Origin of the sequence: Okeania hirsuta, assembly GCF_003838195.1 — a bacterium.
GTDB lineage: Bacteria > Cyanobacteriota > Cyanobacteriia > Cyanobacteriales > Microcoleaceae > Okeania > Okeania hirsuta.
In genome coordinates this window covers 15046-36736 of sequence record NZ_RCBY01000019.1, presented here as the reverse complement: position 1 = coordinate 36736, position 21691 = coordinate 15046, and the positions used below count along the sequence as shown (strand labels likewise).

Below are 21691 nucleotides of genomic sequence, written 5' to 3'. Positions count from 1 at the left end.
CCGTTTAATAGGGTGATGAAAAATTTTCTTCTCTTGTTCCTGATTCTTCCCTCCTGACTCCTGACTCCTCGCTTGTTATTTATAAGTATTTAATTGGACATGATATAAGTATCAAGAAACTTAAAATTATTCTTGAATCAAACTTAATTCCTATTATTGATTTTGTTGCACCAAATTAGCAAACTCAATCATCACTTTTTCATACTTTTCACCCGCCACTTCTAATAAATCAATATGACCAGCACCATCAACCCAAAAGGAAAGTTTAGGCTCATTAGCTGTGTTAAAAAGTTGTTTCCCCTGGGAAAAAGGAATCACTCGGTCAGAATTTCCGTGGATTACCAAAACTGGGCAATTAACATTTTTTATCTTATCAATATTGCGAAACCTGTCAAAGGGATAAATAGGGATGCGCGTCACAACCCGAAATGCAGTTGTAAATGAACTTTCAACTACTAAACCAGCCACAGACTGCCGGGATGCCAAATCTACTGAAGGCCCTCCACCAACTGAACGTCCATAAACAATAATTTGGTTTGTAGGTATGCCCAACTGTTGGGTCAAGTATTCATAAGCTGCATTAATATCTTGGTAGGCATTTTTCACTGAAGGATTTCCCTGACTTGTTCCATAACCCTGATAGTCGTAGGAAAATATACTAAACCCAATATCTCGCAAATCTCGCAACCTGGGCAAAATTTCCCCTAGGTCTTCAGCATTACCATGACTGTAGAGAATAGTATACTTTGCTTTGGGTAATGCTAAATAAACACCTGTAATTTGGACTGTATTACTAGACTGAAGCTTGACAAATTCCTGGTTTTCTTGATAGCTAGATGGACGGGGTAAAAAAATCAGCCGATCTGAGAAAAAGAAAGCCCAAAAACCAACAAGGACATAGATAATTAGGGTAGATCTGATTAGTCTAAGAACAGAAAATTTCCCTATAAGTAATCCTATAATATTTTTCTTATCCATAAGAAAGAACTGGATATTTACCTATATTATTCTATACGGAATAATTTGTAACGCAGGTCTAGTGTTGAGCTGGCTAGCATTATTTGTACTATTGCGAGGAATATAAATGCAATTAGAATTTCCAGATGACCTCAAGTATCTTGAAACCCACGAGTATGTAAGAATGGATGGCGAAATTGCCACTATTGGTATCAGTGCCTATGCTATTGAGCAGTTGGGAGATATTGTATTTCTGGAGCTTCCAGAGGTGGGAGATCAAATAGAAAAAGAAGGATCGTGTGGCAGTGTTGAGTCTGTCAAAGCAGTTGAAGACTTGAATGCTCCTATTACTGGTACAGTAATAGACCGCAATGAAGAAATATTAGAAAGTCCAGAGCGGTTATCAGAAGAAGACCCATACATAGAGGGTTGGCTGATGAAGGTGCGCGTTAAAGACCCTGATGAACTAGAAGGAGATGATATTTATTCTGCTGAGGAGTATCGTGAAATGGTAGAAGGAGAGTAGGTAGTAACCAAAAATATTCTCAAATCTACAACAATAGCTTGACTAAGTTCATTATACACCTCCGAACAATAATGTAGAGATGTTCCATGGAATGTCTCTACAAAGGTTGCTTGAAAATGATGGAGGAGTCATTTCAGTTATCAGTTATCAGTTATCAGAAAAAATCAGGAAGAGGAGAAGAAAGTTTTTTTTCACGCTATTAAACGGAAATTATATCAGCCTTAAATGATGAAAATTTTTCAGCAGGGGTAGACTTTTTCTGGCTAAGTTATTTGAAATAGTATCTAGTTATATCAAATCCGTTTTATTGGACATAAAAAAAATTTCCAATCGTCATAACTATGCTCATCAAAGTGATTCTCTCTACTCCTGAACTCCTGACTCCTAAATACTTAACCATTCTATAACTGTTTAACCAGATTTGATATTAAATAAGTATTTTTCAGATTATTTACCTTATCTGCGTTTATTAATTTTTCTGCCTTATTTTCTCTAACTACGGAGGAGTGATAACTCAGGAGTCAGGAGGAAAAAATCAGGAATTAGGAGAAGAAGGATAAGAAAGTTTTTGATCACGCTATTAAACGGAAATTATATCAGCCTTAAATGATGAAAATTTTTCAGCAGGGTGTAGATTTTTTCTGATAACTGATAACTGAAATGACCTTATCTGTCTTTATTAACCTTTCTGCCTTATTTTCTTTGCTGAAGTTAGTGGTATTAATGTTATTTTATTCCTCATCATAAATTGTTTTTTGTGAATTTATCTGGTCAAGCATGGCTGATATTTTTTTTAGTTAATTTGGCTATCTTAATTCCCGGATTATGATAATTTGAAGGTGATCTGATATAATAGGAATATATAAAAAAAATATAGTCGGGGTAGTACAATGAAAAAATATATATGGTTTAGTTTAACTGTCATAATCGGCTTAATACCTATATCTGTAAAAGCAGAAACATGGAATGGGGAAAAAATTTCTCAGATGATTGGTGCTATGAGTTGGTGTACAAATAATGCTGCTAAAAATCCTTCGGAAGCATCTATTTATCAATCTGCTAGACGTGCTGGAACTATAGCACTTGAGAAGGCTATTATTAATGGAGATATAGATAGTAATGAAAGCCTGAAAATTTTAAAAAAATCAGAGAGAGAGGGAAAGTATTTTGACCAAACACTGAATCCAGAGCGTTGTAAACAAATCTGGCAAAGTGTTAATGAAAATCCAAAATTTTAGAGACTGTTTGTAAATGTTATTAAACTACAACAGGAATTGACAATAATTAGTTCCTGAAATCTTTGTAGTTTTTACCGAATAATTAAGGTTGAAAGCATCTTCTTCTTTGAAGAAATAAAGAAAAAAATCCTGTTTGCCAATCCTAATCGGTTTTCAAGGGAGGTAATTGTTAATAATTAATTGTTGAAGATATGCTTCATCTATAGGACTACGCAAATAGGACGCGGATATTCCTCTATTCCCTACCCCCTACTCCTTACTCCCAATTCCGGTGCGGAATGCTGCACAAACCACTCAAATTTATTGTCAAACGCCAAAGAACTTACTGCTATATCACCCTGGGCGATCGCTAAGGACATTGTTCATTAGAAATTTTTCCATCTGGCATAATTGTTTGACACAAAGTAGCAAATAACAACGTTGTTTTTTTATCCAGTTTTGCACCACTAAGATTTGCATTAGTTAAGTTAGCTTGACTTAAATCTGCACCTCGCAAATCTGCATTATTTAATGTAGCAAAACTGAGATTTGCTTGATATAAGTTGGCATTATTAAGTTTAGCTTCTACTAATCTTGCATAACTTAAATCAGCTTCTACCAAAGTAGAATTTGTCAATTTGGCATGAGTAAAATTAGTACCACTTAACTTGGCTTTTTCTAAATTAGCATTCATTAATTGAGCATTTTCTAGATTAACTCGATCCAGAGAAACTATTCGATTGCAATCTGCATCTAATTGTCTGCATCGAATTAATTCTGTATCATATAGAAATTGTAATAATAATCCTTTGAGTATTTTATTATCTTCTAAACGAATTGATAAAGCTAATGTATTAGCCCTAATTAAATCTAAATAATCAAATTTATCCGTATCAGTATTATTAATATTTGATCGATCTACCAAAATTTCTCGTATTTCTTTCAGGTAGTTTTCCCATATTTGTTCGTGGAGGCGTTTATCAGCAATTTGTTCTTGAATCTGTTCTAAATCGTAAGTAATAAAACTGGCAATTAAACCGATAAAAACAGGCAAAAATATTTTCTCAAAAACTTCCCAAGGTTCTTTCTTAGCTATAGAGGATAAGAGGTTATTCAAGTAGATAACTGGATGAACTCTTTCTGGCTTCATTGTAATCGGGTTTAACTCTTTTTCCCGATAGATTGCAAAGACAAAAATAAAGAAAAATATGAAAGTAATTCCTATAGTATATCTGAACAAAGGCAAACTATTAATTTGTTCTAAAATAGATTCCCAATTAAAAAAATCTTCTCTTGAGTCATGCTGCCAAGTTTCAATTTGAGCATAATTAACAGTACGATCGAGTACTTGATTCTGGCGTAACTTAACTACACTAAATGATACTGATAAAATACTCAAAATTCCTAAGCCAGCAGCAATAAATTTTATTTTCATAGTCAAAAAAATACTATAGTAATCCTATTTTATTTGTGTATAAAAATCTTACTATTTTTAGGAAACAGGGAACAGGGAACAGGGAACAGGGAACAGGTAAGAGTTTCAGTTTTTTTATCTACTTTTTGATTTGTCACAACCAATTTAGGATTGCTATATTACAGCAATAGTATAAACTTTTACCGAATAATTAAGGTTTAAAGCCTCTTCTTTAAAGGAGAAAAAAGCGGTCGTTTTGCTCCGCAAATATGTTGCGTAGCATGACCTAGGAAAAAGCGCAGCTTCCCGTAGGGTGGGATGGCAAGGTCTCCTCGCCATATCCAATCGACCAAGAGAAGAAAAAATTTTCCCTACCGCGTCAATCCTCTCCTTAAAAAGAAGAGGTAATAATTAATAATTAATTGTTGAAAATATCTTCATACTGAAAAGTTTCGATTCCGTATTATTTCAGTTCCAATAATAAAAAATCAAATCAATTATCCCACAGAAATTATCAATTCTTTCCCCCTACTGCCTAACCCCTACTCCCTACTCCCTCTTTTCCGGAGATGCCTACTGATAACTGATAACTGAATTGACAATCCCAAAATTTGGCCTCTAAACAAAAAAAATTATTTTATCTCCCATGAAGTTATGAATTTTTGTTAAAACTTAATCAGAAGTTAACTCCAAGGAATATAAAAGTGGTAGTAATACACAAATCTAATACAAAGTCAACCGCTCAACTACAACACCAGAATAATGGCCAGAAATCTACTAACTTTTGCCAACGACATATTGGCCCTGCTTCTGACGCAATTCAAAAAATGTTGACAGTATTAAGTGTTTCCTCCCTAGATGACCTAATTGACAAAACAGTTCCACAAGTAATTCGATACCAAAAACCCCTAAATCTACCAAAATCTCTGAGCGAGACTGCTGCTCTTGCCCAAATCAAAGAAATAGCCTCCAAAAACCAAGTCTTTCGTTCCTTCATAGGAATGGGTTATTACGACTGCATCACCCCACCAGTTATCCTCCGCAATATCCTAGAAAACCCTGGTTGGTACACTGCTTACACTCCCTATCAAGCAGAAATAGCTCAAGGACGAATGGAAGCATTGCTGAATTTTCAAACCATGATTACAGACTTAACAGGTTTAGAAATAGCTAACGCTTCCCTACTCGACGAAGCTACAGCAGCAGCAGAAGCAATGAGCATGAGTTACGGTCTGTGCAAAACTAAAGCAGAAGCTTTCTTTGTTGACTCTAACTGCCATCCTCAGAATATTGAAGTTGTGAAAACTAGGGCACAACCATTGGGAATAGAAGTTATCGTTGGCGACTTTCGCACCTTCACCTTTGACAAACCAATATTCGGCGCACTCCTCCAATATCCTGCCACCGACGGCGCAATATATGACTACCGCAACTTTGTGGCAAGAGTTCACGAAGTGGGAGGTTTAGTTACTGTTGCTGCTGACTTACTCAGTTTGACTTTGTTAACGCCTCCAGGAGAATTTGGTGCTGATATTGCTGTAGGTAATACTCAACGTTTTGGCGTGTCTCTGGGATACGGCGGTCCTCATGCTGCCTATTTTGCGACAAAAGAAGCTTATAAACGACAAACTCCAGGACGTATTGTCGGAGTTTCTCAAGATGCTAACGGCAACCCTGCGCTAAGGTTGGCATTGCAAACACGGGAACAACATATTCGCAGGGAGAAGGCAACGAGTAATATTTGTACTGCTCAAGTTTTGCTGGCAGTGATGGCAGGTATGTATGCGGTTTATCACGGTCCTGATGGTTTAAAGGAGATTGCGGAAAATATTCACAGTTTGACTGTTAAGTTGGCAACAGGTTTAAAACAGCTTGGTTATCAAGTTGGTGCAGAATCATTTTTTGATACTATTCGGATAACAGTGGGTGCTGAATCTCCTCTGAAAAGTGCAAAAGAAATTATTGATGCTGCTGTTTCAGCAGGTATTAATCTCCGGAGTCTCGACGATCAAACTTTCAGCATTTCCCTAGATGAAACCACAACTAATATAGATGTGCAAAATTTGTGGGAAATTTTTGCTGGTGGAGAACCATTACCAGACATCGAAAACACTCCCCCCCTTACAAAGGAGAGTCAGGGGGGATTACATTCCCGCACCAGCAGTTATTTAACTCACCCAGTATTTAACAGCTACCACTCAGAAACCGAACTATTGCGTTACCTCCACCGTTTACAGGCAAAAGACTTATCCCTAACAACATCAATGATACCGTTAGGTTCCTGTACAATGAAACTCAACTCTACAGCAGAGATGATACCTGTAACCTGGCCGGAATTCGCCAAAATTCATCCTTTCGCCCCCACTTCCCAAACCAAAGGTTATCAAATAATGTTTGAACAACTAGAGGAATGGTTAGCAGAAATCACAGGTTTTAGCGCCATCTCTCTACAACCAAATGCAGGTTCCCAGGGAGAATATACAGGTTTATTAGTAATTCGCGAATATCACGCTCACCGAGGAGAAGCACATCGCAATATTTGTTTGATTCCTGAGTCTGCTCACGGTACAAACCCTGCTTCGGCAGTGATGAGTGGGTTGAAAGTTGTAGTCGTCAAATGCGATAAACAAGGAAATATAGATATTGCAGATCTAAAGGCGAAGACAGAAAAAAACAAAGATAACTTAGCTGCCATTATGGTTACTTATCCCTCAACTCACGGTGTATTTGAGGAAGAAATTTCTGAAATATGCGAAATTATCCACAGTAACGGCGGTCAAGTTTATATGGATGGAGCGAATATGAATGCTCAGGTAGGTTTATGTCGCCCCGCAGAAATAGGAGCAGATGTTTGTCATTTGAATTTGCACAAGACTTTTTGTATTCCTCACGGTGGCGGTGGTCCGGGAATGGGTCCCATAGGCGTTCAATCTCATTTAGCACAGTTTTTACCAGGTCATTCTGTGATTAATATTGGTGGAGAAAATTCTAGTGGAGCGGTATCTGCTGCACCTTGGGGTAGTGCCAGTATTCTGCCAATTTCTTGGATGTATATTGCCATGATGGGTGCAGATGGTTTGACTGAAGCAACCAAAGTAGCAATTTTGAATGCTAATTATATTGCTCAACGGTTGGAGAATTATTATCCAGTTTTGTATAAGGGTAAGCATGGGTTTATTGCTCACGAGTGCATTTTGGATTTGCGTCCGTTGAAAAAGTTGGCTGGTATTGAAGTGGAAGATATTGCCAAACGTTTGATGGATTATGGTTTTCACGCGCCGACTGTTTCTTGGCCTGTGGCGGGAACAATTATGGTGGAACCGACAGAGAGTGAGTCGAAGGAAGAGTTAGACCGTTTTTGTGATGCAATGATTTTGATTCGCCAGGAAATAGAAGAAATTGAAACTGGGAAAGCAGATAAACAGGATAATTTGTTGAAAAATGCACCTCATACCGCAGAGAGTTTGATGGTGGATGAGTGGAAACATGGTTATTCTCGACAACGTGCCGCTTATCCCGCACCTTGGACGCGGGAGCATAAGTTTTGGCCTGCTGTGGGAAGGGTTGATAATGCTTTTGGCGATCGTAATTTTGTGTGTTCCTGTTTGCCGATAGAAGCTTATAGTTAAAAGCGGTCAGCGGTCAGCTATCAGCTATCAGCCAAATTTTTAGGGTGCGTTAGACGGCGTAAATTTAGACTCTGAAAGAGATTTAGCAATCCGTCGTAACGCACCGCCTCTTTCATAATCAGGACTTACACACGGACACTAAATCCAGTGAGGGCGCAATTCGGAGCTTGGCGGAACGCCAATGCCATTTGCTTCGCATAACTATCGTTAACGCCCCTACATATGGCGTTTTAAAGATGAATTTGCGTAAGTCCTGATTATGTTCGGTGCGTTACGCTTCGCTAACACACCCTACCAGACTACTAGACTGTTGCCTGTTCCCTGTTCCCTGTTGCCTACCATCACCCGACTTTTTCAGCAAACCCTAAATATAGCAATCAAAACAAAGATTAGGAGACACTCCCCAAAAAATTAAAACCAATGTCTTACAGTAAATTCACTATAGAAGAGTTGCAAAAAACCTTTAATTTAACAATAGTTGAAACCGTGGGAAAGTTTAATGACTTGCCAGAAATTCCACCCAGTCAATTCTTACAAGAAGCACTGCAATATTACTTACCGTTAGCAGTCGCTATTGGTACAGAAAAAGCGCGTTCCGAGTTAATTATTGCGCCGATTTTATTTGCAATCAAAAAACAGTTAGACAATCAAATAAGCATTTTTTCGGGTGTAGAATTTAATATTGATATCGAACAGGGATTGAATGGTTTTTGTGACTTTATTATTAGCTGTTCCACTTTGCAACTTTTGATTGAAGCGCCAGTTGTTGCTTTGGTGGAAGCGAAAAACGATAATATCAAGTCGGGTTTAGCTCAATGTATGGCAGAAATGGTCGCTGCCCAAGTTTTTAATCAAAGAGAAAATAATGAAATTCCTTTAATTTATGGGGTTGTTACTACTGGAACTACTTGGCAGTTTTTAGAGTTAGAATCTCAAACTATGACAGTTGATTTGGAAGAATATTCTGTTAAGAATTTACCGAAAATTTTAGGAATTTTAACGAATTTTGTAAGTTATTCGACCGTGAGTTAGTAGTAGTGGACTGTAGTAGACTGTTTCATATAAAATGATACAATAGGAAATCTACTAGAAAATGAAAAAAAGTAGATATTAGCAGTAAACGTAAAAGCGATCTCAACGTTGCAAAAGTAGGGGCAGGTTCCGCGTTAAATTAATGGTGTTATAAATTATCTGATGATCCCGCCCCCAAGGATATAATGCACTACAGAGTTTCTCCAAAAGTGACATCTTCATACAAACTATTAATGCTAGTCCGAAAGTCAATACTTGCCAGATGAATTTCACTGCCTTGAGTGTAAGTGTGCAATACCCAAAGACCTTCAGCATTGCGACGAAAGCATTCTAAACGTTGGCGTTTTTGGTTAATCAAAACGTATTCTTGCAAAGTTGGTAATTGCTGATAGTTGGCAAATTTGTCACCGCGATCGAATGCTTCAGTGCTTTCCGATAAAACTTCCACTATTAAACAAGGATATTTTTTATGATTTGGCAAAGCTTTATCTCTGGTGTCGCAAGTCACCATAACATCAGGATAGAAGAATGTATTGGTAGTTTCTATAAGAGCTTTCATGTCCGACATATAAACACGACAACCACTGCCTCGCAGATAATTTCTCAACAGTGCAAATAAGTTTCCAGCAATGGTGACATGAGCATCACTAGCACCTGCCATTGCGTATACTTGTCCATCAATATATTCGTGTTTGATAGAGCTGAGTTCTTCTCCTGTTAGGTATTCTTCAGGAGGAATATAATTTGTGTTTTGGTTAGCAATCATGTTTTGGGAGATAGAGGTATTATATGATTGTATCATTAGCAATAACGAGAAACCAGAAACTAGCTTTCTCCAAATATGTCTCTACGGATGCGTAGGAAATATAATGTTAAAATCATGATATTTTTCATTATCAAAGCTATATTTTTTTATTTATGGAAGATTACCAAGCAGCTTTTTTAGAACGCTATTCTGATACAGAAATATTAGATAAATCAGGAATAAAAATTGGAGCTATGCACTTTGGAGGTGTCACTATTGAGTGTTTATTAAAAGCAATGATTTTTGCTACTTTACCAAACAGTGCAACTAGAGAATGGAAAACAGATAACAATAATCCAGGACATACTTTTACTAATCCAGGACATAGCTACACAGAAGCATTAAAACGACACAATAAACTTAAATCTAGAATTGATAAATTTCCTCAAGTACGAAAGTGGTTGGATGAAATTGAAAACCCAATGTGTCAACATTTTATAGATATACGTTATTTTGCTATTGAAGCTAATAATGTAAATTATAAAAACTGCTTCAACACATATCAAAAGCTTATAGGATGGCTACAAAAACAAGCTACTACACTTTAATAAATTAAAGGAACTAAAAATGCAAGAAAATTGGCAAGTATTACTAAAGCAAAATATTAAAAACCAATACGTTCAAAACTCTCAAGAATGGGTTGATGTAAATATTTCCACATCAGGTTTGCTCAATTTAACTTTAGTTAGCGATCGCTTTTTTGGTTTATCCATCCCTCATCGGAAAGAACAAATTTCTAACTTATTAAAATCTCAAGTGCCTCATTTATCTCCTGGGTTTCTTTCCTTATATACACCTAAAGAAGCTGAATCACTAAATATTTCACCTCCACAAATTTCTGAGACATTCTCATTAGTAACTTGGCAAGATTTAGCTATCCAAGCAGCAAACCCACAAAATCAACCTCAACTACCCCAGAAAGAACCCAGTATACCCAGAACAGTGACATTTTATTCTTTTAAAGGAGGAGTAGGTAGGACTACTGCATTAACTCATGTAGCCTCAATTTTAGCAATGCGAGGCCGTAAAGTTGTAGCTGTAGATTTAGATTTAGAAGCACCTGGGTTAAGTACAGCATTTAACCTTAAGGAAAAGCCAAAATATGGAATTGTTGATTATTTTTACGAACGTTCCTACTTACCAGAAGGAATAGAACCCAGTATTTTAATTACAGACATATTTAGTGAAGTAAGAATACCTAATGCCACAGGTAGAGTATTTGTTGTTCCTGCTGGATATCTTAGTCTTGATTATGTGTCTAAAGTTGACGATCTTCATGCCACAACTGTTATAGATGGAGATAAAAATCTTTGGTCTATTTTTAAGCAGGAAATTCAAGAACAATTAAAACCAGATATTCTCTTAATTGACTCTAGAACTGGGATTAATCAATGGGGTGCTTTATCATTAATTCAAGCTGCTGATGAAGCAATTATTTTTATTTTTCCTAATGAACAAAATCAACAGGGAATAGAGCTACTATTAGAATCTCTTCAAACTCTGAAAAACCTATCTATTAATTTTGTTTTTTCTCCTGTAACTGATGTGACAAATAGTGGTTTAGATAAAGTCAAAAACATTTGGAATTCCTTGCTTGAAAAGATAAAAAATGAAACATATGAAAACTATGATACTGATGAAGAAGATTCAAATACAAGTAACGAGCAACCAGAAAATGATGAATTATTAGTAATTCCTTACCTTGTACCAATTGCCTTAGCTGATAGTTATCCCATACCAGAAATACAAGATTACTATAGTAAAATCACTAATATAATTGATGAAAAAAATAATGAAATTAAACGCAGTAAAGTTTTAAATATTGTTGAACAAAGATGGGAAATTCTTGAAAATCTAAAGTTTCCTGAAGTAAATGTGGCCGATCAGAAGCAAGATTTAAGCTTATTGTTTCAGCGCACTACTGATTTTGAAAAATTTTTAGATGACACAACCTGCCTAATTCGAGGGAAAAAAGGAACAGGTAAAACTGCCCTATATTGGTTATTTTTAAAACATCAAGAACTAGCTCAAAAATTAGCTCGCGGACGGTTAGATAATACTGTATTTTTATCAGGACACGGTAGATTTCAAGAAAGTAGACCTACCCGTGAAGAATTTCAAATTATTCATGGAACTTTGCAGGAAAAGAATGGAACATGGGAAGCTTTTTGGAGAGCTTATTTACTATTTAGATGTGATCAGGAAGAATTACTAAAATTTCCCAGAGGTAATAAAGGTAAAAGGGGAAAGTTTACCGAGCTGAAAAAAATAATTAATAATTTACCAAAAGATACATGGCAGTCTGAATCAACTAAAGCTTTATTAGAATTATCTACTAACTCTCAACTCATACTTACAGTTAAAGATGCAGTAAATATTATTCTTAATCAAGAGGCAAAAGAAAAGTCTCAAAAATTATGGTTTCTTTACGATGATTTAGATGAAGATTTTTCGGAAGCAGGAGAATTAAGACAACAAGCATTAACTGGATTATTTCAATTAGTTCAGTCTTGTGATGCAAGTAGACTAACAGAAATTAGATTTAAAATTTTCTTGAGAGAAGATATTTGGAATCGTTTAAGTTTTGATAATAAAAGTCATTTTACTGGAAGGGATATTATTTTACAGTGGAATCAAATAGACTTTTTACGTTTAGCGCTTCGTCAAGCAATACAATCTCAAGATTTCAAAAATTTAGTTGACCAAGTTTCTCCTGTTGCTGTTGAAAGTATAGATATAGCGAATGAAGAAGAGCTTGATAAAGCATTAGAATTACTATGGGGAAGTCGTCGTCGAAGAGGAAAAGTATCTCGATGGGTTTATGAACGCTTAACAGACTCAAGTGGCACGACTTTTCCTCGAAGTTTAAGTCTATTACTTGAAGGAGCAAAAGAACAAGAATTAACTTTCAGAGGAAAATCATTAACTCAAATCCGTACAGAGCGTCTACTGCAAGGAAAATCTCTAGAATTTGGGTTAAAAGAAGCATCAAAAAAGCGATGTCAAGAAATTAAAGAGGAATATCCCTATCTAATTAATTTCTTTGATTCTCTTAAGGGAAAATTAGCTTTTTTAACAAAAGAAGAATTACAAGAAATATGGCAGAACTTACCAGAGAAAATTCTAGAAAATTTTGAAGAGTTTATTTCTTTGATGGGGGAAATAGGAATTATTGAATTTTGGGAAAAAGAAAAACGCTATAAATTTGCAGATATATATGTTTATGGCTTTGAAATAATTCGCCAAGGTACAGTATAGAAATTTCTATCTGCCAAATTTGCCTAAGTCTTATTAGTGAATTATCTCAATTTGTGCTGAGAAAATGAAAAAATAAAATCTCTATAATCTGGATTCAGAAAAGCATCAGAAAAGTGATGTGAAAAAATTCTAGAGGAATATCCCTATCTAATTAATTTTTTTGATTCCCTTCAGGGAAAACCAGCTTTTTTAATCAAAGAAGAATTACAAGAAATATGGCAGAATTTGCCAGAGAAAGTTCGAGAAAATTCTAGAAAATTTTGAAGAGTTTGTTTCTTTGATGAGGGAAATAGGAATTATTGAATTTCGGAAAAAAGAAGAACGCTTATTAGCACTCAGCTTTTAGCTGTTTCATAAATAATGAATATACACTCTCCCTTGTCAAGGTCAGTTTTTTCCAATACTTTGAATTCTCCTTAAATCTATTAATACTAATTCCTCCTCAAAAAGCAATAAATTAATAACTGATAGCTGAGTGCTGAATACTTACGGATTATCTCAATTTTTGCTGAAAAAAGGAAACTCATTACAAATATCCCACCGCTTACCATTATGAATTAATAAAGTTAACTGAGAAGCTGTAAATTCAAAGTCAAGCGATCGCTCCCGAAATTCTAACCAAGCTGCTCTAAAATTCTGTTTAGTTAAGTCTCGAAAAGCTACAGTAACATGAGGAGAAAAAGGTCGAGTTTTAGAAGCGGGATGCACAATTCCTAAAGTAGTTTCTGTAAATCCAATTAAGTCTTTTTGTATTTTTAAAAGTTCTGGAGTTTTGACAACATTAATATAGATAACACGAGGTGGAAAAGCAGCAAATCCAGATAAAGTAATGGGAAAAGCAGAGCAATTTTGAACAAAAGTCTCTAAAGACTCCTGCAAAAGAGCTAAATTTTCAGTCGGCCATTTAAAAGGAGGCTGTAAAGTAATATGAGGCACAGACTTTAAAGCATGACTGCTATTATATTCTCTAGCAAAATATTCCTTAATTTCAGTTACTTGGTTTTGAATATTTTCCGGTGGCACAAGAGCCACAAATAATAAACGTTTTGATAGGCCCATAAAATTCAAAATTTAAAAAATAAAATGCCTTGGTTTGCCAAAATAGAAAAAGGTATAGTCGAAAAAACCATATTTGACCAGTATGTACCAGCTCATAAAGCTTATGTCCAAGAATTAATTGCTAAAGGACATAAAGCTAAGACTGGTTACTGGAAAAACCATCAAGGAGGAATGTTACTATTCGAGGCTTCATCTATGTCAGAAGCCAAAAAAAAAGTGGCCCAAGACCCTCTCATCAAAAATAATTGTGTCAGTTATGAAATTTATCAGTGGTGCATAGTTGCAGAATGAAAATTTGTGTTATAGTAATAAGTGATCCGGACCAGCGCGACTATAACGCCTAAACCTTGTCAGGACCGGAAGGTAGCAGCAACACGGGATGCTTGTGGTAGGCGTTGACTCCGGGTCACCCAACTAAATGTCACGAGGGGTCTCCCGTTATACCTGTTAATCCTAACGAGAGGGTTAAACTTGGTGGTGAAGTTCTGGTAATTCCTTATTTGAGGTAAAATTCCCTGAAGGTTGATTAACTATTGTTGATTTGCTAATATTTATTCACATAAATTCATATACGTTGATATAGTTATACCGATATAGTTGCATAGATTGTGCTATAATCATGTGCAGACAGAGTAGTTTGTGGTGCACGCACCAGGCCACTATGTAACCGCTATCCTGATAAGTTACCCCTAGCATGGTCAAGTAATTAAAACTTCTGCGAACGTCGATAACCAAGACGATGTAAGTGTTTAAAAAGCGTCTACAGGTTTTCTTGTAGACTTTGGGAGATACCCCCTCAGCAGGCTATCTTGCTGTGCATTGTTAACATTTGTTAGCAAAATCGTATCGGAAACCAGGTGAGTACAGAACTTTTAGTACAAGACAGCGGTGGGTCTCATCGTTGCTGCCTGTGGAGGCTTAGACATTAGTCAGCCAGGGAAGCAGGAATATCCATCCGTGAGGAGGAGAAACTTCCGCTATAATAGCGAGATTTAGCGGGAGATAACGTCACTTAACAGGAGCCAGGATATATTATGGATAATTTCGGAGGAATTATTCAAAGGGCGGTTTATCTAGGAGTGGGATTAGCCTCTTATGCAGGAGAGAAAGCTAACCAGAAATTGAATGAATTAAGAACAGAGACCCAAAAACTGGCAGATGAGATGGTTAAGCGTGGTGAAATGACTACGGAAGAGGGTCGTAAATTTGTCGAAGATATGATGAATAAAGCTATGCAAAAGCCAACGGTAGAATCATCTCCAGAAACAGGACCAAGGGAACCACGTCGTATAGAAATTCTTTCTGAGGATGACAGTTCATCAGAGTCAAACCAAGAAGTAGATAAAATGCGCCAAGAAGTGCATAAGCTACAGGATGAATTGCGTCGGCTACAAAAAGATTAAATCTTAGGCCAAAATTAAGCTCTGCTCCAAGAGTTTAGACACCCTAGGTTTAAAGAGAAAAGCTCAAACAGATAATCATGGAAGACTGGTCAAAAAACTTGTTTGAAGTAATTGAAACTGCTGCATTAGAGGTAGAAAATTTCTTCAATGAAATGTCAGAAGAAATTTCTGAAGTATTTGATGAGTGGGGAAAGTTCTCGGAAGAGATTACTGAAGAAATACGTACTAACTTTATTGTAGAGATAGATGAGTATCTAAATGATTTAATAGATCCTATTATCGAAGTATACCTGGACTTAGATTTTGATGTGGGAGGGGAAGATATAGACTATTTTGTTGATCGTGTAGAACCAACAGTAGAAGAACATCCAGCTTGTAGGGGATGTAATAATTATCATGGTCAAGTTTATGGCGGAAATTTATTAGTTTGTGGAATGCACCCTTATGGTGTAGAGGGAGAAACTTGTCCAGACTGGGAATCAGATAATAGTAATTTGAACTAAACCGAAGTAATAAATTTGTTAGAATCAAAATTTTACGATTAATTTAGTTGTAAATTGGAACTATTTAGAAATCAGATTATTTTGACCATTCAGAGTTACTTTCTAAGCATTGAAAAACTAAAGAGACTTTACTCCTAAATGAAAGATCGAGGAAGTAGGATAGTCAAGTTATGAGTGAAGTAAATTCAGGGACTCTTTACATTGTTGGCACACCAATAGGCAATCTAGAAGATATAACATTTCGAGCAATTAAAACCCTACAAACAGTAGACTTAATAGCAGCAGAAGACACTCGCCACACCAACAAATTATTACAACATTTTGATATCCAAACTCCACAATTAAGTTACCATCAACATAACCAACAAAGTCGTATACCTGAATTAATCGAAAAATTACATCAAGGAAAAACAATTGCTCTAGTAACTGATGCAGGAATGCCAGGAATATCTGACCCTGGATATGAAATAGTAAAAGCTTGTGTTGGAGCAAATATATCCGTAGTACCAATACCAGGAGTAAGTGCAAGTATTACAGCATTAAGTGCTTCTGGACTACCTAGCAATAAATTTATATTTATCGGTTTTTTACCAAGCAAAAGTAAACAACGTCAACAAGACTTAGAAATTTTACCCAACTTACAAGAAACCATAATTTTATATGAATCTCCCCATAAGCTCAAACAAACCTTGGAAGATTTAGCTAAAGTATTAGGTAAACAGAGAAAAATAGTCTTAGCTAGAGAATTAACAAAACTCTATGAAGAATTTTGGCGTGGTACAATTGGACAAGCAATTATTCATTATCAAACTAATCAACCAAGGGGAGAATTTACCCTGATTATTGCAGGAGCTGAACCAGATACACCAGTAATATCAGAAGATACTATTAAAGTAGAATTACAAAAACTTTTAGAACAAGGAATTTCGCGGTCGCAAGCTAGTCGCCAACTGGCCTATCAAACAAACCTGTCCCGTCGCCAAATTTATCAAATAGCTCTAAAAATATAGTTAGGGTTTGGGGTAGGAGGCAGGAGGCAGGAGGCAGGAGGCAGGAGGCAGGAGGCAGGAGGCAGGAGGCAGGAGACAGGAGTTAGGGGAATTTAGAGGAGGCAGGAGTAAGAATTGTAAGAATTATTTTTATGCCCAACCTTGCCTAAAATACTAACTTTTTGAGCGTTTTAGACGTGATACCAGGCACTTTTTCAATGCCCCAAAAAGGCACTTGTCTTTATATGTCAATTCTTTTAGATTAGATCGGTCACGCCCTAGTTATCAGCATTAAATATTAAGAAGATCAAAAAAAAATAGGAAGTCATTATCCACACTATGCTAAAATTGTATAGCTTGAGTTAAACCTCAAATTTACCTAAGTTAAAGATATACTCGAACATGAAAGTTTTCAAGGTACTGCGGGTTTCTGTAACTAAGATTACCGAGTCTCCGCTGAAGCTCAGTATTCAAGCAGAGGGACTGACTGCAACTTCTGGCTGGACAAATCCTCGGTTAGATAACTCAGCCGATCCTAATCCAGATGATTCTGTCCTAGAATTTAGTTTTGACGCTGATAAACCATCAGATGTTAGTCTTCCACGCTTAACACCAATTATGGCTACTGTGGACTTTACACCGACCAATGGTGCAGATGCGGTAATTGTTTCGGCCCGCATTAATTCCATTACTGTTCATGCTGGTGAGTTTATCACACCTGGCCAGATAAGCTCTCAACCTACAACATTGGCAGTAGGAGAAGAAGAGCCTCAATTTACGACATTGGCACTAGGAGAGGAAGAACCAAGTACGCGAGCAGTAGGGGAGGAAGGTCCTCAACCAACTACATTGGCATACGGAGAGGAAGGTCCTCAACTCATTTCACAAGCTCAACCGACAACATTGGCATACGGAGAGGAACAACCTCCTCAACCAACGACACAAGCAGTAGGAGAGGAAAGTCCTCCACCAACGACACAAGCAGTAGGAGAAGAAAGTCCTCCACCGACAACACAAGCAGTAGGAGAAGAAAGTCAACCAACGACATATGCAGTAGGAGAGGAAGGTCAGCCGACGACATATGCAGTAGGAGAGGAAAGTCCTCAACCAACGACATATGCAGTAGGAGAAGAAGGTCAACCAACGACACAAGCAGTAGGAGAGGAAGATCCTCAAGCGACAACACAAGCAGTAGGAGAGGAAAGTCCACCAACAACACTGGCAGTCGGTGAAGAGGGTGGTCCATTTGGTTGGTACTAATGATTAAATCAGCAGATGGTAAATGTTTGCTAATTGCAGGTGGGCAGTTAGACCCGAATCTTACTCGACTGATTGAAATTGCTCAAAGTCAACAGGTTCCTATTTGCGAGGTACTTCATGGGCAAGAAGAAAGTCCAGAGTTTTCATGGCATCTTACTCAGGGACAACCTACAATAAAAGACCGAGTTGTATCGGCAACTGGAGCGTTTATTCGGTATGACGTTTTTGGTAATTTGAGCGCTCCCAAATCTGGAGCATCACAACGGGCGTCGGGTTGGTATCAAACCCTCTATGGTTGGTTACTCTCACAACCCCAAATCCGGTTGTTCAATCGTAACCATTTACCTGCAGTTGGCAATAAACCAGCAATGCTGATTTTAGCCCAAAAGTTAGGGTTGCTCATTCCTGATACTTTGATTACAAACGAAGCTGAGGAGTTGGGCAAATATTCTGCTGGGAGTGCAATTGCCAAGCCAGTTGCAGGGGGTGATTTTTGTTATTCCCTAGAACAATTGCATTCCTCTATCCAGTTTCGGAATGGTTGTGCAGCTATGCCAGCTATTGTCCAAAATCGATTAGTTGCGCCAGAAATTCGGATATATATAGTAGGAAATTTTGCCTTTGCTTTTGAAATTCGTAGTCAGCATCTAGATTATCGAGTTCAGCCAGATGCGGAAATCATTCCTCTTGCAACACTGCCAGATGAAGTGGAGTTATTACGAAAGTTCATGGCAAATTTAAGGATGGATTTTGGAGCCGCTGACTTCAAAACAGATCCAAAAACGAAGAAACTTGTATTTTTAGAACTGAATAGTTCACCTATGTTTGTTAGGTTCGATCAAGTGGTCAAGGGGTCTCTATGTGAGGCGATGATTGAGACCTTGATAGGATAGGGGCAAACTACAGAAGAAAAAAATGGACATAGTTAGAAATTTACTGTAATATTATCAGATTACATCTACATTATATGAGGAACGCGATCGCTTTTTGGTATAAAAAACTGTGAACTCAATAGACTCTTTCCTGAAACGCTTTGAACACTTTGGCGTTGAGCTTGGTCTGGAACGCATCTACCAACTCTTAGATAACCTAGGAAACCCTCATCAACAAGTACCCATTATTCACGTTGCGGGGACAAATGGTAAAGGTTCTGTCTGTGCTTACTTATCTTCGATCCTCACAGCAGCGGGATATAAAGTTGGACGTTACACTTCACCCCATTTAGTAGACTGGACAGAACGTATTTGCCTTAACGAACAACAAATTTCTCCGACTAAACTAGAAGAGTTATTGGAAGAAGTAGAAGCAGCTATTAATCCAGAACAAGCTTCACCCACTCTGTTTGAAGTTATTACTGCAGCAGCTTGGTTATATTTTGCTCAACAAGAAGTAGATGTAGCAGTTGTAGAAGTAGGTTTGGGAGGAAGACTAGATGCCACAAATGTTTGTCAGCAACCAATGGTAACTGTGATTACTTCAATTAGTTGGGAACATTGGCAAAGGTTGGGTCCAACTTTAGCTGATATTGCTGGTGAAAAAGCGGGTATTCTGAAACCAGGATGTCCTGCAGTAATTGGGCAACTACCACCAGAAGCGGAAAAAGTAGTACAAAAACGGGTTAATGATTTGGAGTGTCCCGTAGTTTGGGTGAAACCTGCTGAATTATTAGAGGGGAGTAGAGAAAATGATTCTCTGCCAATGGCTAATTATCAAGGTATTGAATACCCACTCCCATTACTTGGAGATGTACAGTTAATAAATTCAGCGATCGCTATTGCGACAATTCATATCCTGGAAAAACAGGGTTGGCAGATTTTTCCAGCAGCAATTAAAGAAGGAATAGCTAATACTAAATGGCCTGGGCGTTTGCAATGGACAAAATGGCAAGACCGTAAATTATTGATTGATGGTGCTCATAATACTGCTGCTGCCCAAGTATTGGGGAGATATGTCAGGACACTTAATTACCAATCTATCAGTTGGGTTATGGGTATGCTCTCAACTAAAGAACATTCAGAAATTTTTCGCGCTTTGATTAGACCGGGCGATCGTTTATACCTAGTTCCTGTTCCAGACCATAGTTCGGCTGATACGGGTCAGCTTACTACTATAGCTAAGAATATTTGCACAGAATTAGCATTCTGTCAAGCTTACCCCAATTTAAGAACCGCGATGGAAGAGGCTGTGGTTGACAGTGAAAATCTGATTGTTTTATGTGGTTCTCTGTATTTATTAGGATATTTTCTAGCAACTAGCGGGAACTAAAGACCCTACTATTGAAATTTCTGTTTTTGTGTTTGCTAAATACAGGTATTTATGAAAAATTGCCTCAATTTTTTCTGGGTTTATATCGTGTTCGGATAATTAGTGATAAAAAACTTTCTTCTTCTCTTCCTTCTTTTTTCCTCCTGACTCCTGACTCCTGACTCCTGACTCCTCCGTCGTTTATTTATAACTGTTCAACCGAACATTATATTATTGGTTTATTTATAAATTCAGAACATCCTACAAACTGAGCGCGAACTCGATCAATTATACTGTCTCTCCCAGTTAGAATTACTACCGGAGTATTTTTTAAATGAGGTACTCTACGAAGTTGGCGACAAATTTCATAGCCATTAGCAATAGGCATTTCTAGGTCTAAAAATACTAAATCTGGTTGTATTTCTATGAGACTAGACACAGCTAATGTAGACTTTTGAATTCCTATAAATTTATAGCCTCTTTTTGTAATAATTTTCCCCATAATTTGACTAATTATGGGGCAATCATCAATACAAACTACTAATTTTTTCTGGCTCTTTATAATAGTTTCTGGTAATAATGAATTTTGTGTTTGAATCTCTTTTGCTTGACTCTTTACTACATCAATTTTCACTACAGATAATGCAGGTATATCAGGCACATCAGTCAATTGAATTATTTCTTGACTCACATAATTCATCAAGATTTTAGTCAGACTTAATAAATCCTGCTTTAAGTAAAAAGCCAAATCTCGCAATGTCAGTTGTTTACTAATTAATGCCTGAAATTTTTGGTAAATTAGAGTAGATGTGTGTTGTTTTAGAGTTTCAGGTTTGTTCAATAGAGGTGCTAAATTGGGAGAGTAGTTGTGTAAATTTGCCTCACACCAACCTTGCCATATTGGTTTAACTTTTTCAAAAGCTTCATAGATACTCAAACGAAAAATTGGTTGTTTAATTTCCGCTTGTAGATGACAAGTTAGAGAAGTAATTTGTAAATTATCTAAATTATCTTGCTGAATTAAATCAAACAATACTTCTATCAGAGTGTTGTTAATTATATTTATAGCTTGTGAAAGTGATATTTTTTCTTGTTTAAGTAGATTATTAACTATGTAATATTGCCTGCTTTCACAAACATCATGGGTATAGAAACTTAGAGTTTCCAGAGAAATAGAAGGGCAAAATTGAGTTAAATTTCTACGCCATCTTCGCCAAGCGCTATTACGACCTGTTGCCCAAGTTAGACATCCTCGATGAAAATATAATTGTCACTGTTGTTCTTCTGTATTCTGAAGTTCTAACTTACCACTAAATTGTTTAGGTATCAGACGGATTAAATGTTTAAAAAATATCGCTGTAGTTGGTTTTGTTTTAGTAATCATTTTTAATGCTC

General features: G+C 36.8%; 18 protein-coding genes and 1 other RNA gene. 14 read left to right on the top strand and 5 right to left on the bottom strand.

Annotation, left to right across the window (positions count from 1 at the left end; genetic code table 11):
• Positions 1-153: 153 nt before the first annotated feature.
• On the bottom strand, positions 154-978 hold the full coding sequence (locus D5R40_RS05550) for an alpha/beta hydrolase (RefSeq protein WP_124143018.1): 825 nt from the start codon (positions 976-978) through the stop codon (positions 154-156).
• A 106-nt stretch (positions 979-1084) separates the two neighbouring features.
• On the opposite strand from D5R40_RS05550, the gene gcvH reads away from it, so the two are divergent.
• Positions 1085-1483 (top strand): glycine cleavage system protein GcvH, encoded by a 399-nt coding sequence (gene gcvH, locus D5R40_RS05545; RefSeq protein WP_124143017.1) that lies wholly within the window; start codon positions 1085-1087, stop codon positions 1481-1483.
• Between the two features lie 890 nt (positions 1484-2373).
• Positions 2374-2721 carry a hypothetical protein gene (locus tag D5R40_RS05540; protein WP_124143016.1) on the top strand — a complete coding sequence of 116 codons (348 nt, stop codon included), beginning with the start codon at positions 2374-2376 and terminating at the stop codon, positions 2719-2721.
• 349 nt (positions 2722-3070) lie between these two features.
• Here the strand turns inward: D5R40_RS05540 and D5R40_RS05535 are convergent, their stop codons facing one another.
• On the bottom strand, positions 3071-4135 hold the full coding sequence (locus tag D5R40_RS05535; RefSeq protein WP_124143015.1) for a pentapeptide repeat-containing protein: 1065 nt from the start codon (positions 4133-4135) through the stop codon (positions 3071-3073).
• Between the two features lie 683 nt (positions 4136-4818).
• On the opposite strand from D5R40_RS05535, the gene gcvP reads away from it, so the two are divergent.
• Together gcvP and D5R40_RS05525 are read left to right on the top strand one after the other, a co-directional pair.
• Positions 4819-7743, top strand: a complete 2925-nt coding sequence (gcvP, locus tag D5R40_RS05530; protein WP_192901030.1) for an aminomethyl-transferring glycine dehydrogenase — start codon at positions 4819-4821, stop codon at positions 7741-7743.
• Between the two features lie 420 nt (positions 7744-8163).
• The gene (locus D5R40_RS05525) at positions 8164-8775 is read left to right on the top strand and encodes a hypothetical protein (RefSeq protein ID WP_124154330.1); all 612 of its coding nucleotides are present in this window, start codon (positions 8164-8166) and stop codon (positions 8773-8775) included.
• Between the two features lie 190 nt (positions 8776-8965).
• Here D5R40_RS05525 and D5R40_RS05520 read toward each other — a convergent pair whose 3' ends face one another.
• The gene (locus D5R40_RS05520) at positions 8966-9541 is read right to left on the bottom strand and encodes a Uma2 family endonuclease (protein WP_124143031.1); all 576 of its coding nucleotides are present in this window, start codon (positions 9539-9541) and stop codon (positions 8966-8968) included.
• 152 nt (positions 9542-9693) lie between these two features.
• On the opposite strand from D5R40_RS05520, the gene D5R40_RS05515 reads away from it, so the two are divergent.
• Positions 9694-10128 carry a hypothetical protein gene (locus D5R40_RS05515; RefSeq protein ID WP_124143013.1) on the top strand — a complete coding sequence of 145 codons (435 nt, stop codon included), beginning with the start codon at positions 9694-9696 and terminating at the stop codon, positions 10126-10128.
• 19 nt (positions 10129-10147) lie between these two features.
• The gene (locus D5R40_RS05510; protein ID WP_124143012.1) at positions 10148-12838 is read left to right on the top strand and encodes a ParA family protein; all 2691 of its coding nucleotides are present in this window, start codon (positions 10148-10150) and stop codon (positions 12836-12838) included.
• Positions 12839-13336: 498 nt separating this feature from the next.
• On the opposite strand, the gene D5R40_RS05505 is transcribed toward D5R40_RS05510, so the two are convergent.
• Positions 13337-13897 (bottom strand): 2'-5' RNA ligase family protein, encoded by a 561-nt coding sequence (locus D5R40_RS05505; protein WP_124143011.1) that lies wholly within the window; start codon positions 13895-13897, stop codon positions 13337-13339.
• 24 nt (positions 13898-13921) lie between these two features.
• Between D5R40_RS05505 and D5R40_RS05500 the strand changes: the two genes are divergently transcribed.
• The 8 genes from D5R40_RS05500 to D5R40_RS05465 all read left to right on the top strand — a co-directional run bounded on the left by D5R40_RS05500 (position 13922) and on the right by D5R40_RS05465 (position 20317).
• Positions 13922-14188 (top strand): YciI family protein, encoded by a 267-nt coding sequence (locus D5R40_RS05500; RefSeq protein WP_124143010.1) that lies wholly within the window; start codon positions 13922-13924, stop codon positions 14186-14188.
• A 23-nt stretch (positions 14189-14211) separates the two neighbouring features.
• Positions 14212-14308: signal recognition particle sRNA small type (ffs, locus tag D5R40_RS05495), an RNA gene on the top strand.
• Between the two features lie 623 nt (positions 14309-14931).
• Positions 14932-15300 carry a phasin family protein gene (locus D5R40_RS05490; RefSeq protein WP_124143009.1) on the top strand — a complete coding sequence of 123 codons (369 nt, stop codon included), beginning with the start codon at positions 14932-14934 and terminating at the stop codon, positions 15298-15300.
• Between the two features lie 77 nt (positions 15301-15377).
• Positions 15378-15803 carry a hypothetical protein gene (locus D5R40_RS05485; RefSeq protein ID WP_124143008.1) on the top strand — a complete coding sequence of 142 codons (426 nt, stop codon included), beginning with the start codon at positions 15378-15380 and terminating at the stop codon, positions 15801-15803.
• 170 nt (positions 15804-15973) lie between these two features.
• Positions 15974-16813, top strand: coding sequence for a 16S rRNA (cytidine(1402)-2'-O)-methyltransferase (rsmI, locus tag D5R40_RS05480; RefSeq protein WP_124143007.1), 840 nt, complete (start codon positions 15974-15976; stop codon positions 16811-16813).
• Between the two features lie 381 nt (positions 16814-17194).
• Positions 17195-18052, top strand: coding sequence for a hypothetical protein (locus D5R40_RS37445; RefSeq protein WP_205127607.1), 858 nt, complete (start codon positions 17195-17197; stop codon positions 18050-18052).
• The gene (locus D5R40_RS05470) at positions 18052-18945 is read left to right on the top strand and encodes an ATP-grasp domain-containing protein (protein WP_124143006.1); all 894 of its coding nucleotides are present in this window, start codon (positions 18052-18054) and stop codon (positions 18943-18945) included. Before D5R40_RS37445 ends, D5R40_RS05470 begins: the two co-directional genes overlap by 1 nt.
• A gap of 109 nt (positions 18946-19054) precedes the next feature.
• A complete protein-coding gene (locus tag D5R40_RS05465) occupies positions 19055-20317 on the top strand; it encodes a bifunctional folylpolyglutamate synthase/dihydrofolate synthase (protein WP_124143005.1) in 1263 nt (420 codons plus the stop codon).
• A 205-nt stretch (positions 20318-20522) separates the two neighbouring features.
• On the opposite strand, the gene D5R40_RS05460 is transcribed toward D5R40_RS05465, so the two are convergent.
• The gene (locus D5R40_RS05460) at positions 20523-21329 is read right to left on the bottom strand and encodes a response regulator (protein ID WP_124143004.1); all 807 of its coding nucleotides are present in this window, start codon (positions 21327-21329) and stop codon (positions 20523-20525) included.
• Positions 21330-21691 lie beyond the last annotated feature (362 nt).

Coding starts and splice junctions, on each gene's coding strand:
- D5R40_RS05550 (WP_124143018.1), bottom strand. CDS start 978: ATGGATAAGAAAAATATTATAGGATTACTTATAGGGAAATTTTCTGTT.
- gcvH (WP_124143017.1), top strand. CDS start 1,085: ATGCAATTAGAATTTCCAGATGACCTCAAGTATCTTGAAACCCACGAG.
- D5R40_RS05540 (WP_124143016.1), top strand. CDS start 2,374: ATGAAAAAATATATATGGTTTAGTTTAACTGTCATAATCGGCTTAATA.
- D5R40_RS05535 (WP_124143015.1), bottom strand. CDS start 4,135: ATGAAAATAAAATTTATTGCTGCTGGCTTAGGAATTTTGAGTATTTTA.
- D5R40_RS05525 (WP_124154330.1), top strand. CDS start 8,164: ATGTCTTACAGTAAATTCACTATAGAAGAGTTGCAAAAAACCTTTAAT.
- D5R40_RS05520 (WP_124143031.1), bottom strand. CDS start 9,541: ATGATTGCTAACCAAAACACAAATTATATTCCTCCTGAAGAATACCTA.
- D5R40_RS05515 (WP_124143013.1), top strand. CDS start 9,694: ATGGAAGATTACCAAGCAGCTTTTTTAGAACGCTATTCTGATACAGAA.
- D5R40_RS05510 (WP_124143012.1), top strand. CDS start 10,148: ATGCAAGAAAATTGGCAAGTATTACTAAAGCAAAATATTAAAAACCAA.
- D5R40_RS05505 (WP_124143011.1), bottom strand. CDS start 13,897: ATGGGCCTATCAAAACGTTTATTATTTGTGGCTCTTGTGCCACCGGAA.
- D5R40_RS05500 (WP_124143010.1), top strand. CDS start 13,922: ATGCCTTGGTTTGCCAAAATAGAAAAAGGTATAGTCGAAAAAACCATA.
- D5R40_RS05490 (WP_124143009.1), top strand. CDS start 14,932: ATGGATAATTTCGGAGGAATTATTCAAAGGGCGGTTTATCTAGGAGTG.
- D5R40_RS05485 (WP_124143008.1), top strand. CDS start 15,378: ATGGAAGACTGGTCAAAAAACTTGTTTGAAGTAATTGAAACTGCTGCA.
- rsmI (WP_124143007.1), top strand. CDS start 15,974: ATGAGTGAAGTAAATTCAGGGACTCTTTACATTGTTGGCACACCAATA.
- D5R40_RS37445 (WP_205127607.1), top strand. CDS start 17,195: ATGAAAGTTTTCAAGGTACTGCGGGTTTCTGTAACTAAGATTACCGAG.
- D5R40_RS05470 (WP_124143006.1), top strand. CDS start 18,052: ATGATTAAATCAGCAGATGGTAAATGTTTGCTAATTGCAGGTGGGCAG.